At 58.9% G+C, this 14,405-nt stretch carries 10 protein-coding genes and 1 pseudogene; 6 read left to right on the top strand and 5 right to left on the bottom strand.

The genetic code is table 11. From position 1 onward, the window contains the following. Nucleotides 1–61: 61 nt before the first annotated feature. Nucleotides 62–289 carry a DUF3820 family protein gene (locus tag AC0V2S_RS16720; RefSeq protein WP_271195590.1) on the bottom strand — a complete coding sequence of 76 codons (228 nt, stop codon included), beginning with the start codon at nucleotides 287–289 and terminating at the stop codon, nucleotides 62–64. A 366-nt stretch (nucleotides 290–655) separates the two neighbouring features. Here AC0V2S_RS16720 and AC0V2S_RS16715 point away from each other — a divergent pair, with 366 nt between their 5' ends. Further along, nucleotides 656–1,363 carry a 4'-phosphopantetheinyl transferase family protein gene (locus AC0V2S_RS16715; RefSeq protein WP_475510715.1) on the top strand — a complete coding sequence of 236 codons (708 nt, stop codon included), beginning with the start codon at nucleotides 656–658 and terminating at the stop codon, nucleotides 1,361–1,363. Nucleotides 1,364–1,435: 72 nt separating this feature from the next. On the opposite strand, the gene AC0V2S_RS16710 is transcribed toward AC0V2S_RS16715, so the two are convergent. From AC0V2S_RS16710 to AC0V2S_RS16700, 3 genes and pseudogenes are all read right to left on the bottom strand, one after another. After that, nucleotides 1,436–2,311, bottom strand: coding sequence for a type II secretion system F family protein (locus AC0V2S_RS16710; protein WP_475510714.1), 876 nt, complete (start codon nucleotides 2,309–2,311; stop codon nucleotides 1,436–1,438). A 233-nt stretch (nucleotides 2,312–2,544) separates the two neighbouring features. Further along, a pseudogene (locus tag AC0V2S_RS16705) lies at nucleotides 2,545–4,150 on the bottom strand (ATP-binding protein). Nucleotides 4,151–4,189: 39 nt separating this feature from the next. Then, a complete protein-coding gene (locus tag AC0V2S_RS16700) occupies nucleotides 4,190–4,918 on the bottom strand; it encodes a response regulator (RefSeq protein WP_475510713.1) in 729 nt (242 codons plus the stop codon). A gap of 846 nt (nucleotides 4,919–5,764) precedes the next feature. On the opposite strand from AC0V2S_RS16700, the gene AC0V2S_RS16695 reads away from it, so the two are divergent. The 5 genes from AC0V2S_RS16695 to AC0V2S_RS16675 all read left to right on the top strand — a co-directional run bounded on the left by AC0V2S_RS16695 (nucleotide 5,765) and on the right by AC0V2S_RS16675 (nucleotide 13,581). Then, on the top strand, nucleotides 5,765–8,674 hold the full coding sequence (locus AC0V2S_RS16695) for a ribonucleoside-diphosphate reductase subunit alpha (protein WP_475510712.1): 2,910 nt from the start codon (nucleotides 5,765–5,767) through the stop codon (nucleotides 8,672–8,674). 442 nt (nucleotides 8,675–9,116) lie between these two features. After that, nucleotides 9,117–10,364 (top strand): ribonucleotide-diphosphate reductase subunit beta, encoded by a 1,248-nt coding sequence (locus AC0V2S_RS16690; RefSeq protein WP_475510711.1) that lies wholly within the window; start codon nucleotides 9,117–9,119, stop codon nucleotides 10,362–10,364. Nucleotides 10,365–10,684: 320 nt separating this feature from the next. Continuing rightward, a complete protein-coding gene (locus AC0V2S_RS16685; protein WP_475510710.1) occupies nucleotides 10,685–11,167 on the top strand; it encodes a hypothetical protein in 483 nt (160 codons plus the stop codon). Nucleotides 11,168–11,170: 3 nt separating this feature from the next. Further along, entirely contained in the window at nucleotides 11,171–12,586 is a 1,416-nt protein-coding gene (locus tag AC0V2S_RS16680) for a PAAR domain-containing protein (RefSeq protein ID WP_475510709.1), read from the top strand. Between the two features lie 605 nt (nucleotides 12,587–13,191). Beyond that, nucleotides 13,192–13,581 carry a hypothetical protein gene (locus AC0V2S_RS16675; RefSeq protein ID WP_475510708.1) on the top strand — a complete coding sequence of 130 codons (390 nt, stop codon included), beginning with the start codon at nucleotides 13,192–13,194 and terminating at the stop codon, nucleotides 13,579–13,581. A gap of 65 nt (nucleotides 13,582–13,646) precedes the next feature. Here the strand turns inward: AC0V2S_RS16675 and AC0V2S_RS16670 are convergent, their stop codons facing one another. Continuing rightward, nucleotides 13,647–14,390 carry a class I SAM-dependent DNA methyltransferase gene (locus AC0V2S_RS16670; protein ID WP_475510707.1) on the bottom strand — a complete coding sequence of 248 codons (744 nt, stop codon included), beginning with the start codon at nucleotides 14,388–14,390 and terminating at the stop codon, nucleotides 13,647–13,649. Nucleotides 14,391–14,405: the final 15 nt, after the last annotated feature.

Raw genomic sequence — 14,405 nt, 5'->3', positions numbered from 1 at the left:
GCGCTGCGGGGCAGTTTTTGCAGCATAGAAGTAAACCGGGAAAGTTGCGTAAGGCGCGTGGTCAGCGGCGTACAGGCGGTTTCTTGCGCAGCGGGGTGAGGAGTTCGCCGAGACCGTTGTGGTCGATCTCCTGCATCAGCTGCAGGAGTTGGCCAATCTCGCCCTTGGGGAAGCCTTCACGGGCGAACCAGTTGAGGTACGGCCCCGGCAAATCCGCGATCAGCCGCCCCTTGTACTTGCCGTAGGGCATCTCGCGGGTGACTAAAAGGAGGAGGTCTTCGGGTTTCATGGCGGGCCTGGTGCAATCGTGATCGTAGGATGGGTAGAGCCGTAGGCGAAACCCATCGTTACGCGAATCGATGGGTTTCGCTGCGCTCGCCTAGGCGGCCCCACCCATCCTACGGACCTAGCACACAAAAAAAACGGGAGCCCAAATAGGCTCCCGCACTTAAATCAGTGACTAAGGTTTGCTGCCGTCCGCCTCGAAGCGTGGGCAGCAAACTACAACCTCACCTGCGTTCCGAAGAAACGCGGCGGCAGTCTGGCAAATGTGGCCGGCACAATCCGTGTCGCTTTGTTGCCGTTGTGCAAAGAAATGTAAACGCCGTCACGTCCTGCGCTGGCTCCCACTGCCCCGACGCGGCAGAATGCCGGCATGCTTACTTATCCCCTCCCCGCTTGCTGCACCCCGCTCTCAGACCACTGGCCTTTGCCGCAGCCGCTGGCCAACACCCGCTTTATCAGCACCCAGTTCGACCCGGCGCTCGTGGCGCCCGATGACTACGCACGCAGCCACATCCCGCCCACCCACGGCGTGGCCAAGCGCCAGGCGGAGTTTCTCGCCGGCCGCGTGTGTGCCCGCGAAGCGCTGTGGCGGTTGAACGGCAGCGATGTAGTGCCCGCCGTCGGCAGCGATCGTGCGCCGCAATGGCCGGCCGGCATCAGCGGCTCGATTACCCACGGCAACAACTGGGCGGCGGCGATTGTGGCCAATAGCGGCGACTGGCAAGGCCTGGGCATGGACGTGGAAACCCTGCTGAGCACCGACCGCGCCAAGCGTCTGCAGGGTGAAATTCTCATCCCCGCCGAACTGCGCCGCGCCAGCCTGGTGGACCTACAGCAATTGGCGGTGCTGGTAACGCTGACGTTTTCGCTGAAAGAAAGCCTGTTTAAAGCGCTGTACCCGCTGACGCTGAAGCGCTTTTACTTCGAGCATGCCGAGTTGCTGGAGTGGAACGCTGACGGCTATGCGCGGTTGCGGTTGCTGACGGATTTGTCGGATGAGTGGAAAAGCGGCTGTGAGGTGGAAGGGCAGTTTGCGCAGTTTGATGGGCGGTTGTTGAGTGTGATCGCGGTGGCGTAACTGGATAGAACACAGATCATGGTCCGGCGCGCCATTCTGGATCCCGGCCTGCGCCGGGATGACGGTGCGGCGTTACAGCCCTTCCGGCATCTGCGGAGGACCGCCGCCGATGATCAGGCTATACGCCATCCATGTTGCTACACCGATATACAGAAGCCTCGGCAGCCAGGTGAGCAGCGTGTCTTGCTGGCTGGCCAGGGTCAGGCTCTCGCGGTTGGCGTAGGCCAGTAACGTTTGCGGCAGCGTGCCGCTCGCCTCCCCTGTGTGCACCAGGTTCATCAGTTGCGGCCGCCCGATAAAACTCATCGGCGCCATGGCTTTGGACAGCGGTTCCCCCGCCAACACCCGCTGCTGCATGGCCGCGAACTCGCGGCGCAATGCATGGCTACTGAGGTTCGCCGCCACCTTAGGCAGCGCCTCGAACATCGGCATGCCGGCCTCCAACATCAAGCCCAGGCTCTCGAAATAATCCCGCGTGTTGCGCCGCGAATAGGCGCTGCCCAGCATCGGCACCTGCAACACCCAGGCGTCGGTTGCGGTGGCACTCAGCGGCGCCGGCTTTTCCAGTCGCGTCAGCAACTGCTTGCCCAGCCACCCCACCACGGCCAACCCCAGCAACGGATAGGCCACGCCCCAGCAATACCCGGTGAAACTCAGCGTACCCGCCACCAGCTCCGGCAACGGCTGCACCAACAGGCCAAGCAGCAAAACGCCGATTGGCATCAGCAATCGCGAGCGCATGGTTTTAAGTTGCTGGGCGCGCAGGCTGTAGCGGTCGGCCAGCCGCTGATACACCCGCGCCGGGCTGCCGGCCGCTTGCGCGGCGCGCACCAGGGTGACGTCCAACGGAGAAAACAAGGCTGATGCCAGGCCGGCGCTGGCCACGTCGGTGCCCTGGTTCAGCAGGCGCGAAGCCGCGTCGATGCGCTTTTGCGTCAGCGGACTCATCTGCAGGGTTTGAAGGCCGACGTGACGGGATGCCGGCGTTTTCCAGGGCCGCCAATTGGCTGAACAGCAGAGCGCGTTCGGCGTATGGCAGGGGTTTGAGGCGGGTGGTGGGCATGCAGAGGTCCTGAAGCTAAACGGAGTTAGGCGCTAAAGCATCGAGGCTGAAGCCTCTCCCACAAGGAAACTCGATTTTTGTGGGAGAGGCTTCAGCCTCGATTCCTGCAACGGTACTGCTACGGCTTACTGCTTCGCGGCCACACCAAACTAAAACACGCGCCGCCCAACGCTTCGCTCTTGCTGATCTGCGCCCGCCCGCATGCCAGTAAATGATGCGCCGCACAATCGACAACCCCAGCCCATGCCCGCCCGAAGCGCGGGTGCGGCTGTCGTCCAGGCGCAGGAACGGGGTGAACAGGCGCTCCCACTCTGCTTCAGGGATGACCCGGGCCATCGTCTTCCACATCCAGCCGGCAGCGCTTCAACCCCACCTGATAGCTCAAGCGCACCCGCGACTCGGCGTGGCGCATGGCGTTGCTCACCAGGTTCTGCAGGGCGCGGTGCAGGTAACGCCATTCGGCTTCAACCAACGCGCCGCTGCCGTCCACGGCAGGAATGCTCGGCCCGCGTTCCACCCGCACGCCGGGGCGCAGCGGGGCGAGTTCGTCGATAACTTGGTCGAGCAAGGCGTCGAGGTCGATAGGTTGGAAGTTCAGCGCCGGGGCGCCCTGTTCCAGACGGGCGTAGGTGAGCATTTCGTCCACCAGCTTATCTAGGTCCTGGATATCGCTGTCCATGCCATCCATGTACTTGCGCCGGCCGCATCGGTTTGCGCGTCGCCGATCATTTCCAGGCCAAAGCGCAGGCGCGCCACCGGCGTGCGCAGTTCGTGGCTCACGGCGCGGACCATCTCGCGCTGAATGGTCAGCGAGCGTTGTAGGTGTTCGGCCATGGCGTTGAAGGCAGCGGCCAGGCGCCCCACCGAATCCGCGCCGCCGGCCGGCACGCGGGATTCCAATTTGCCCAGGGCAATGCGCGTGGCGGTTTCTTCCAGGCCGAGCAAGCGCTGCTCCAGCTGGCGCACCAGCAGGTACACGATCAGGCCGATCAGGCTCAGGGCGATCACGCCGATCAGCACCAGCAGCTCCGGCGGATACGGGTTCATCTGGTACAGCGGACCAATTTCCAGCACCCAGGGCGTACCGGTGACGCCGGAGAACACGTGAATGGAATCGCCCTCCTTGCCCAGGGCCATCACCGTGTCGCCTTCGTCGATACGCCGGCGCTGGTCATCGTCCAGTTCGGCGTCCTGCGGCTTGACCAGGCGTAGGTTAAATCCGAATTCCTTGGAGGCCGCCAACGCTTTCAGGCGTTCAGGTTGCTCGGCGATGGGGTAACGGATGAGTTCATCGATGAGCAGGTACACGGTGGCGCGGGCCAATTGTTCGCTGATCTGCTGTACCTCGCCGACCAGCACGAGCTGCTCGGTCTCCCCCATCAGCCCGTACACCTTGGCGGCGTGCGGGCCGGTTTGCTCCACCAGCACGTCGCCGTCAAGCAGGCGGCTGCGGGCACGGCTGTCGAGGGTTTGCGCGGCCAGCGGTTCCAGCGCCAAGGGAATGCCGAGCAACCGGCCCCACACCACCACGGCGCGGCGGCGCTCCACGGGGTCATGGCGGCGAGGTTGTCGGTCATCAAGCTGAAGGTGCCGCGGGCCAGGCGCTCGCGGTATTGGTCGCCGCGCACCTCGTTCAACAGGTGCAGGCTCAGCACGCCCAGCAGCGCCACCAGCACGAAGGCCGCCAGCATGCCGCCATAGATGCGCAGGAAAATCGAGTTCATCTAGCGGCGTCCCGTTTTTTCTTCTTTATATAGAGGGTTTTAGCTGGCCAGCGCTTCGGCCGCTTCCGCCACAAACAGATACCCCTTGCTGCGCACGGTCTTGATCAAGCGCGGGTGCATCGGATCGTCGCCAATTTTGGGGCGAATACGGGAAATGCGCACATCGATAGAGCGGTCGAGGCCGTCGTACTCAATCCCGCGCAGGGCGGTAAAAATCTCTTCGCGGGAAAGAATCCGCCCGGCATTGGAGGCCAACAGCCACAACAAATCGAATTCGGCGCTGGTGAGCTCGATGCTCTGCTCCCGCAACCAGGCTTCGCGCATGGCGCTGTCGATAACCAGCACGCCGTATTCCAGGCGCCGCTGGTTATCCACAGGCACCGGCTCGCTCACGCCTTCGCTGCGGCGCAACAGTGCCCGAATTCGGGCCAATAGCACGCGCGGGCGCACCGGTTTGCACACGTAATCGTCGGCGCCCATTTCCAGGCCGAGCACCTGGTCCATGTCATCGCTGCGGGCGGTGAGCATCAGAATCGGGCCGTGGTAGCTGGGGCGCACCTTGCGGCAGATGGACAGGCCGTCTTCGCCGGGCAGCATCAGGTCGAGCACCACGAGGTCGGGCTGCTCACGCAGAATGCGCGCCGCCGCTTTGCCGCCGTCCGACTCGATGGCCACCTTCAAGCCATTGCTTTCCAGGTACTCGCGCGTCAGCTCGGCCAGACGCTCGTCGTCTTCGACAATAAGGATTTGCCAGGCTTCTTGCTCCACCACTGTCTCCTACTGCTTGGGCCGCGACTGGGAAAGGGCGGCATTGTATACCCCCTTACCGTAGGAGCGAGCTTGCTCGCGCAGCCCTTGATTCAAGAGCTTCGCGAGCAAGCTCGCTCCTACGAGACAGGGCGCGCCAGCGACTGCACACCCCATGCCAACGCTGCAACAAAAAACACAACATATAGTGGTACGGTGAAAAACGTCGCACGTAGGATCAATCCTACAAATGACCTCATTTTATCGGCGACGAATGGTGCAAATCGGTCTATCCCAGTGACCGTGCGGGTTATGCCCACTTACCCCAAAGTAACCCACAGCTTTATCCACAGGCTGTGTGTAACAGTCGCCTTGCAATGCATCGGTGAGCGCTCTATCTTGTATCCCCATCGCGCCAAACACCTACATGTTGGGTTTTGGTCAGCTACCGGACACTACTAGAACGAAACGCCCAGGCCCGTTCGCAGGCCATCACCGGTAGCACTAAACGCTCTTTAATTCCCCATTCGCCGCTCAAACGGCGAATTTGAAAACTGGCCCAGAAAATGCGTGACGAACGGCCAGCTTTCGGTGTAACGCCACCAGGCAAGCACCACTAGGTATTGTGGTTACGTTTTAACCAACGAACTGTAACTTTTTGAGCCAAGGAAGCGCTTGAGCCTTACCCAAACACCCTGCTGTAAGACCTTGCTGCCAGCCCTTCCCTCCTCAACAGGCGCTGTGTGCAGGGCATTTGGATTGTAGAAATAGTGGTTCTAGAAACACCTGGTACATAGCAAACAATGGAATGAACGGCGTTCACACGCGGTGTCCAAACTTAGATAAATGCAGAACACGGAGACTTCAATGCAGACCGACCTCTCTCGCGAGAACCCCCAGGCCGTAGCGCCTCAAGTGCCTGACACCACCCAGGACCTGAACGCCACCGCCCCAGGCCAACTGCGCGTGATCAAACGTAACGGCACCGTGGTGCCGTATACCGATGACAAAATCACCGTAGCCATCACCAAGGCCTTTCTCGCAGTTGAGGGCGGCACCGCTGCCGCTTCGTCGCGCATTCACGAGACCGTTGCACGCCTGACCGAACAAGTCAGCGCCACCTTCAAGCGCCGCATGCCATCGGGCGGCACTATCCACATCGAAGAAATTCAGGACCAGGTTGAACTGGCGCTGATGCGTGCCGGCGAGCAGAAAGTTGCCCGCGACTACGTCATCTACCGCGACGCCCGCTCCAAAGACCGCGCCGTGCGCAGCAGCAACGAGCCGGCGCAGCCGCACCCAAGCATCCGCGTTACCCACGCCGATGGCAGCGTTACCCCGCTGGACATGGGCCGCCTGAACACCATCGTGACCGAAGCCTGCGAAGGCCTGGCTGAAGTCGACGGCGACCTGATCCAACGCGAAACCCTGAAAAACCTCTACGACGGCGTAGCGCAGAGCGACGTCAACACCGCCCTGGTGATGACCGCCCGTACCCTGGTAGAGCGCGAGCCGAACTACTCCTACGTGACCGCCCGCCTGCTGATGGACAACATCCGCGCCGAAGGCCTGGGCTTCCTCGGTGTCGCCACCAGCGCCACCCACCACGAGATGGTCGACCTGTACGCCAAAGCGCTGCCGGCCTACATCGAAAAAGGCATCGAGTTCGAACTGCTCAACCCTGTGCTGCGTGACTTCGACCTGGAAAAACTGGGCAAAGCCATCAACCACGAGCGCGACCAGCAGTTCACCTACCTGGGCCTGCAAACCCTGTACGACCGCTACTTCATTCACAAAGACGGCATCCGTTTCGAACTGCCGCAAGTGTTCTTCATGCGCGTGGCCATGGGCCTGGCGATTGAAGAGAAGCAGAAAGAAGACCGCGCGATCGAGTTCTACAACCTGCTGTCCTCGTTCGACTACATGAGCTCCACCCCTACCCTGTTCAACGCCGGTACCCTGCGTGCACAGCTGAGCTCGTGCTACCTGACCACCGTGCCGGACGACCTGGGCGGCATCTACGACGCCATTCGCGATAACGCCCTGCTGAGCAAATTCGCCGGCGGCCTGGGCAACGACTGGACTCCAGTTCGCTCGCTCGGCGCCTACATCAAAGGCACCAACGGCAAATCGCAAGGCGTTGTGCCCTTCCTGAAAGTGGTCAACGACACCGCCGTAGCGGTAAACCAGGGCGGCAAGCGTAAAGGCGCGGTATGTGCCTACCTGGAAACCTGGCACATGGACATCGAAGAGTTCATCGAGCTGCGTAAAAACACCGGTGACGACCGTCGCCGTACCCACGACATGAACACCGCCAACTGGATTCCAGACCTGTTCATGAAGCGCGTATTCGACGACGGTCCATGGACCCTGTTCTCGCCAAGCGAAGTGCCAGACCTGCACGACCTGACCGGTAAAGCCTTCGAAGAGCGCTACGAGTACTACGAAGCCCTGACCCAGTACGGCGGCAAGATCAAACTGTTCAAGACCATCCAAGCCAAAGACCTATGGCGCAAGATGCTCTCCATGCTGTTTGAAACCGGCCACCCATGGTTGACCTTCAAAGACCCATGCAACCTGCGCAGCCCGCAGCAGCACGTGGGCGTGGTTCACAGCTCCAACCTGTGCACCGAAATCACCCTGAACACCAACGCCGATGAAATCGCCGTGTGCAACCTGGGCTCCATCAACCTGCCGAACCACATCGTGGACGGCAAGCTGGACCTGGCCAAACTGCAACGCACCGTGAACACCGCCGTTCGCATGCTCGATAACGTTATCGACATCAACTACTACTCGGTGCCACAAGCGCGTAACTCGAACTTCAAACACCGCCCGGTTGGCCTGGGCATCATGGGCTTCCAGGACGCTTTGTACCTGCAGCACATTCCGTACGGTTCGGACGCTGCCGTGCAGTTCGCCGACAGCTCGATGGAAGCCGTCAGCTACTACGCCATCCAAGCCTCGTGCGACCTGGCTGATGAGCGTGGCGCCTACGAAACCTTCCAGGGCTCGCTGTGGAGCAAAGGCATTCTGCCGCTCGACTCGCAGCAGATCCTGATCGAACAACGTGGCCAGAAATACATCGACGTCGACCTGGCCGAAAGCCTGGACTGGGCTCCGGTACGTGCCCGTGTGCAGAAAGGCATTCGTAACTCGAACATCATGGCCATCGCACCGACCGCCACCATCGCCAACATCACCGGCGTGTCGCAGTCGATCGAACCGACCTACCAGAACCTGTACGTGAAATCGAACCTCTCCGGCGAATTCACCGTGATCAACCCGTACCTGGTTCGCGACCTGAAAGCCCGCGGCCTGTGGGACTCGGTCATGATCAACGACCTGAAGTACTACGACGGTTCGGTACAACAGATCGAGCGTATTCCGCAGGAACTGAAAGACCTCTACGCCACCGCGTTTGAAGTCGACACCAAGTGGATCGTGGACGCCGCCAGCCGTCGCCAGAAATGGATCGACCAGGCTCAATCCCTGAACCTCTACATCGCTGGCGCCAGCGGCAAGAAGCTGGACGTGACCTACCGCATGGCTTGGTACCGTGGCCTGAAAACCACCTACTACCTCCGTGCCCTGGCCGCCACCAGCACCGAAAAATCCACCATCAGCACCAGCAAACTGAACGCGGTGTCGAGCGGTGGCGGCGAAAGCCAAAGCGCAGCGCCGGCTCAATCGGCCGCGCCAGCACCACAAGCCGGTCCAGCACCAGTGCCGAAGGCTTGTGCGATTGATGAGCCGGATTGCGAGGCTTGCCAATAAGGTAGTGCCCTTGGTGAATCTGGATCCCCGCCTGCGCGGGGATGACGGAGGTTCTTTACCCTCCCCCGTCATTCCCGCGCAGGCGGGAATCCAGACTCTCAAGCTTTAACGTAGGTAAGCGGGGATCGTAAATCTCCTCGGGAATCTGGGTCCCAGCATCCGCTGGGACGACGGTGATAGACGTCTAAAACCCCGTCATCCCAGCGCAGGCTGGGATCCAGAATCTCAAGCCAAACCCACCGTTTGGCCCCAACACCGACAAGCACTACGGCCGGGGAGCCGCACAAACCCCAAGAACAACTCACCAACCCGGCAACCCATCGCCGAGCTGGATAAAACCAAAAGTCAGTCATTGCTTTGTGTGCACGAGCAGCGAACTAGACTGAAATCCATACAGGCCGCCCGCCCCAGGCGCACGGCCGCCAAAGCGGGAGCAAACACCATGCTGAGCTGGGACGAATTCGACAAAGAAGACGGCGCCGAAACAACCGCCGCCAACACCACCGCCACTGTTAACGACATGAGCCTCGACAAGCTCAATCAGGTAGGCGGCAACGCAGCCCAGGAAGCACGCGCCGTAGACGCCAACGACTCCGACGCCGTAGCCCGCGCCAAAGCCTCGTTGAACGACCTCGACATCCAGGAAGGCCTGGACGACCTGGCCGGCACCAGCGCCCGCGTACACGTCGGCGACAAGCAGATGATCAACGCCCGTGCCGACCTCAACCAACTCGTACCCTTCAAGTACGACTGGGCCTGGCAGAAATACCTCGACGGCTGCGCCAACCACTGGATGCCGCAAGAAGTAAACATGAACGCCGACATCGCCCTGTGGAAGAGCAATGACGGCCTGAGCGAAGACGAGCGCCGCATCGTAATGCGCAACCTCGGCTTCTTCTCCACCGCCGACTCCCTGGTTGCCAACAACCTGGTGCTGGCCGTGTACCGCCTGATCACCAACCCCGAATGCCGCCAGTACATCCTGCGCCAAGCCTTCGAAGAGGCGATTCACACCCACGCCTACCAATACTGCATCGAATCGCTGGGCATGGACGAAGGCGAGATCTTCAACATGTACCACGAGATTCCATCGGTCGCTAAAAAGGCCAGCTGGGGTCTGAAATACACCCGCTCGATCTCCGACCCGAAATTCGAAACCGGCACCCCGGAAACCGACCGTCAATTCCTGCGCAACCTGATCGCCTACTACTGCGTACTGGAAGGCATCTTCTTCTACTGCGGCTTCACCCAGATTCTCTCCATGGGCCGCCGCAACAAGATGACCGGCACCGCCGAGCAGTTCCAATACATCCTGCGCGACGAAAGCATGCACCTGAACTTCGGTATCGACGTGATCAACCAGATCAAAATCGAAAACCCAAGTCTCTGGGATGCCCAGATGAAAGACGAAGCCACCCAGATGATCCTCCAGGGCACCCAACTGGAAATCGAATACGCACGCGACACCATGCCTCGCGGCGTACTGGGCATGAACGCGGCCATGATGGAGGACTACCTCAAATTCATCGCCAACCGTCGTTTGTCGCAGATTGGTTTGAAGGAAGAGTACCCAGGTACCACTAACCCGTTCCCGTGGATGAGCGAGATCATGGACTTGAAGAAAGAGAAGAACTTCTTTGAGACCCGCGTGATCGAGTATCAGACTGGTGGGGCGTTGAGCTGGGATTGACCCTCGAGACCCGCTAAAAAGCTGCCTTAGGGCAGCTTTTTTTTGCCCCTGAAAAGCCTATTCAAAATAGAACCTTAAAACGCCTTCAACGCGTTTTTGCCGCAACGGTCCCCTCCCCCGTAGCCGAAACCGCCCTCCCGCTACGCCGTTTGAAACTCCCCCTCTCAGAACCATCTGATTTTTTTGCAACAGCCTTATCTGCATCGTATTGGCCAGCTATTCGCCACCTCACATCCGCCGCTCGATGCGCAATCAGCGTGTCGCTGTGGACGAGTTAAACGGAGAAGTAGCGAGCCCTCCAATGGATAAGGAACCCACCAATGAATACGTCATTCGCGCTGCTGTTCACCAACGACGTTTCCGCCGAATACCACTGCACGCTCGACGACTGGCGCCTCGATGACAAGCGCTTGGTCGATGTTCTTGAGCCCGGCTTGTCGAGCATGAAACAGGACCAGGAATTTCTTAAAGCCCATCCCCCCATTGCCATCTACCGCATTGCCGCCGAGGGCAGCCAAACGCGAGATGGCGGCGTGATTAAACGCGGTTCGTCGCCGCTGAGTTTCAATGTGGATGGGCAGCAAGTAAGGGCCGCGCGCAAAGGCGATTACGTGGAGTACGCCGACGGCACCCAGGCGCACATCATCACCGCGGCCGGGCAACGTAATGGCCATATCGCCGTGGTGGGCAGCCGGCTTAGCAATGACGACGAAATTATCAACACGCCTCAGGAAGGGGCTTTGTATGTAGTGCGAAAAGACGCGCCGGTACCCGAAGACTTCCTGCCTGCTATGGAGGGCTAAGCCATGAGGGAAGGCTTTTTCATTGTGCGGGGTGACAAAACCACCTGCGGCGGGGTCGTGCTGGATGGGGATGCCAGGATCAATATGTTCGGCATGCTCCATTCCCGCGAAGGTGACCGTGTTACGTGCGGGAAGGACGGGAAGATCTACAAAATTTCCGGTGGCGTTGGCTTTATCGAAAGCCACGGCAAGCTGGTGGCAGGCACGCTGGATAGCTGGAGCATGTGCCCCTGCAAAGCCCGCTTGATCGCCTCTCAGCACGGTGCCCGCTATTACCACGAAGACGAAGCACCGCCTGCGCCCAGAGCATTTACCCAACCGCCTCCCCCAACAGAAAGCAGTCGCCCGGCAGCGGCGCAGCAATCGGCGTTCAAGCCTTCAAATGCGCCGCCCCCCGCTGCGTTTAGCGGTGTGGAGCATCAGGAGCCTGGCTTTTACGTGGTGCCTAAAAGCATGAGTCGCGAGGCACTGGAGGCCACGCTTTTTCCTCAGCCCGACCCGGCGGTGATGCGCAAATTTAGGGCGCTTAATCCTGGGGCTGGCGAGGTTAAGGCGGGGTCGATGATTGTGCTTAGCGATCCTCGCAACACTTCCTGCATGTATCAGGAAGCGTTGATGATGCAGGCTGCCGTGCAGGTAAACGAAGCGTTGGAGCCATTGACGCCCGACGAGGCGGAGTTCCTGTTTCGCCACGCTGCTGAAATCGCCGCATTCACTGGTCAAACATCAACTTGGCTTGGTGTTACCGCCGCAGTGTTGGAAAAACACCTAAGTAATCTGCGTGACACCTTGCAAGCCATTGAACGCCTGCATCAGGACAGTTACCGCCAACACGGCCACCTAAAATCGCCGCAGTTCTTCGCCCAACGTAAGCTCTTGCTCGCCCAGTTGGATGCCCACCTGCTGAACTCTACTCGGCTACGTGGCTATACCAGCCTGGGCGATCACCTGAAACTTAAAACGGCGCTGGGCATTTCCAGCAAGAGTCTGGTGCATAACTGGAACCAGGCCGGCGCACCTGGTCAAATTCCAGGGTATGCAACTCATATAAAAGCATTTAGTCGTGCGGCGGCTTATATGGCAATGGGTGGCTACATCGGCATTGCTATCGGGGGTGTCTCGACAGTGATAGCTGTTCAGGAAGTGTGCCGCGATGATCCCGGCGCCGCGTGTAAGAGAATCAAGTTTATAGAAGGAGGAAAATTTACTGGGGCGACCGCTGGCGCCGCTATCGGAGGATGGGCCGCCGGCGTTGTAGCGGCTCCTTTGTGTGTCGCGATTGGTATCCCAACGTTCACGCTGGGAGCCGTTATTTGTGCCGGCGTCATTGTGGGTGCTGGCGCAGGTGCCGGTGGTGTGGTGGGTGGTCAACGAGGAGAGGCTTTCGGCGAAGTTCTATATCAGACATCGCAACCATGACCAAAAGCTGGCCCGTCTGGGCATTCCTAATTTTTAACGGCGGTCCGTTTGTATTGATAGCCATTGGAATGACGTACAACCTGTACATAAATTATCGACACTTGGATTCAATGATAAGTTCATTGAAGAACAGCCGTTTCAGTTACACTTGGGCGCCTATCCTAAGAGCGCAAGGTTGGATTGGTGCAATGTTAGTAATAGCAAAAATCTCGGGAATGATTTTAATGCCAAACACTTTTATTCGGATTGGCGAACTAAGCCCTACTGATTACGAAAACTTTCCGAATCACCTTAAGCGCCAGCTTAAAATAGTTACATGGCTAATGCTGGGGAGTGGTGCATGGCTAGTTATTACTGCAGTAGTGGATATGAAATTCACATTGTGAGACATCAATGATAACAATTATCGACGAGTGGCCTACCTGGGTTGCGATAGCTGTCGTTGGTGGAATTATATCTTTGAGGATCTTGAACGAAATGAGCTTGAACGTTGCGGACAAACGTAAGCTGACGCTTCTGCAGTGATCAGTCATTACTATGCTGCGCATCATTTTCTTGTTACCCAGGTCTCGTCGCGCCAGAACCTTGGTGAAGGATATATATACATGACCATTGCTGAAAACATTGTCGGAATTCTTTGTGGACTGGTGATCATCGGTGAATTTATTTGGATTGGGATCGCGTTGCGCATTGGCTATACAAAAATGGACCTAATGCTTGCCCACCTTAGCAACAGTTTTTCCATTGTTAAGATCGCGCCGTTGCAGCATGGCGGCCCTTGGGGGATGCTGCTATTAGTCGGTGGAATTTCTGGCGTGTTGACATTTCCGAACGTCTACCTAAAACATGGAATGATTAATGCCGAGGACATTAGAAAATTCCCGACAGCACTGAAGAAGAAATTGGCGTTATTGCAATGGAACGTGATTACCTTAATCTGCTCCATGTCGTTTTTAGTCTTACTTTACAAATCTGGTGTATTGAAACACTTTTGAGCAAAGCTGGCATTGTTCATAAATTAGCATCGCCAACTTCAAAACACTTAAGCATTAGTTAGAGATCACCTCTTCACACAAACAACCAACCCATTCCCCGCCACCCCATCCCACTCCACCAACTTCTGATAGTCATGCGCCAACATCTGCACCTCAAAGTACGGCGCCAGCAATTCCTGTAGTTCCACAAAACTAACCGCCACCATCGGATGCTCGTCGTGCCACACCTGCGTTTCACCCGCCTGTGTGCGTTCGATCCGCAGCTTCAATGACTGCCGCTCCCCTTCCCCGGGATAACTCCAGCCCGAGCTAAACCCAAACAGGCTGCCGTCATGCGTGGCGGTGTGGGAGACGAACGAGGCGTTGTCGATGGTGTTTTTATCCACGGCGTTAAAGCAGAACACGCCGCCTGCGGCCAACGCGCTGTGCGCGGCGGCGATGCAGGCTTTTAGACGGTCGATAGTGCCGCTGTAGTGGATGGAGTAGAGAAAGCAGGTGATCAGGTCGACCGGTTTGCTCACGGTGAAGGCGCACATGTCTTGGGCGGAAAAATGCGCTTCGGGGCAGCGCGCGGCGGCGCGGTCGAGCATGGGTTGGTTGATGTCGAGACCGGCGCTTTGGTAGCCGGCGTCGATGAAGTGGCGCACGTGGGGGCCGGTGCCGCAGGCGAGGTCCAGGTGGCGGATGCCGCCGTTGCCGAAGAGTTGTTGGATGCGGTGCACGCTGTGGCTTTGCGCGCGGTAGTCGATGTCGGCGCACATCAGGTCGTAGTAACCGGACAGGTCGGTGTAGAGGGCGTTGCCGGGCATGAGGACCTGTGGACT

The organism is Pseudomonas sp. CC11G, assembly GCF_056174845.1.
The sequence above is the reverse complement of the archived record's forward strand: the minus strand, read 5'-3'. Positions and strand labels throughout refer to the sequence as shown.

Bases quoted from the DNA above. Each gene is read 5' to 3' on its own strand.
- AC0V2S_RS16720 (WP_271195590.1), bottom strand. From the start codon at position 289: ATGAAACCCGAAGACCTCCTCCTTTTAGTCACCCGCGAGATGCCCTAC.
- AC0V2S_RS16715 (WP_475510715.1), top strand. From the start codon at position 656: ATGCTTACTTATCCCCTCCCCGCTTGCTGCACCCCGCTCTCAGACCAC.
- AC0V2S_RS16710 (WP_475510714.1), bottom strand. From the start codon at position 2,311: ATGAGTCCGCTGACGCAAAAGCGCATCGACGCGGCTTCGCGCCTGCTG.
- AC0V2S_RS16695 (WP_475510712.1), top strand. From the start codon at position 5,765: ATGCAGACCGACCTCTCTCGCGAGAACCCCCAGGCCGTAGCGCCTCAA.
- AC0V2S_RS16690 (WP_475510711.1), top strand. From the start codon at position 9,117: ATGCTGAGCTGGGACGAATTCGACAAAGAAGACGGCGCCGAAACAACC.
- AC0V2S_RS16685 (WP_475510710.1), top strand. From the start codon at position 10,685: ATGAATACGTCATTCGCGCTGCTGTTCACCAACGACGTTTCCGCCGAA.
- AC0V2S_RS16680 (WP_475510709.1), top strand. From the start codon at position 11,171: ATGAGGGAAGGCTTTTTCATTGTGCGGGGTGACAAAACCACCTGCGGC.
- AC0V2S_RS16675 (WP_475510708.1), top strand. From the start codon at position 13,192: ATGACCATTGCTGAAAACATTGTCGGAATTCTTTGTGGACTGGTGATC.
- AC0V2S_RS16670 (WP_475510707.1), bottom strand. From the start codon at position 14,390: ATGCCCGGCAACGCCCTCTACACCGACCTGTCCGGTTACTACGACCTG.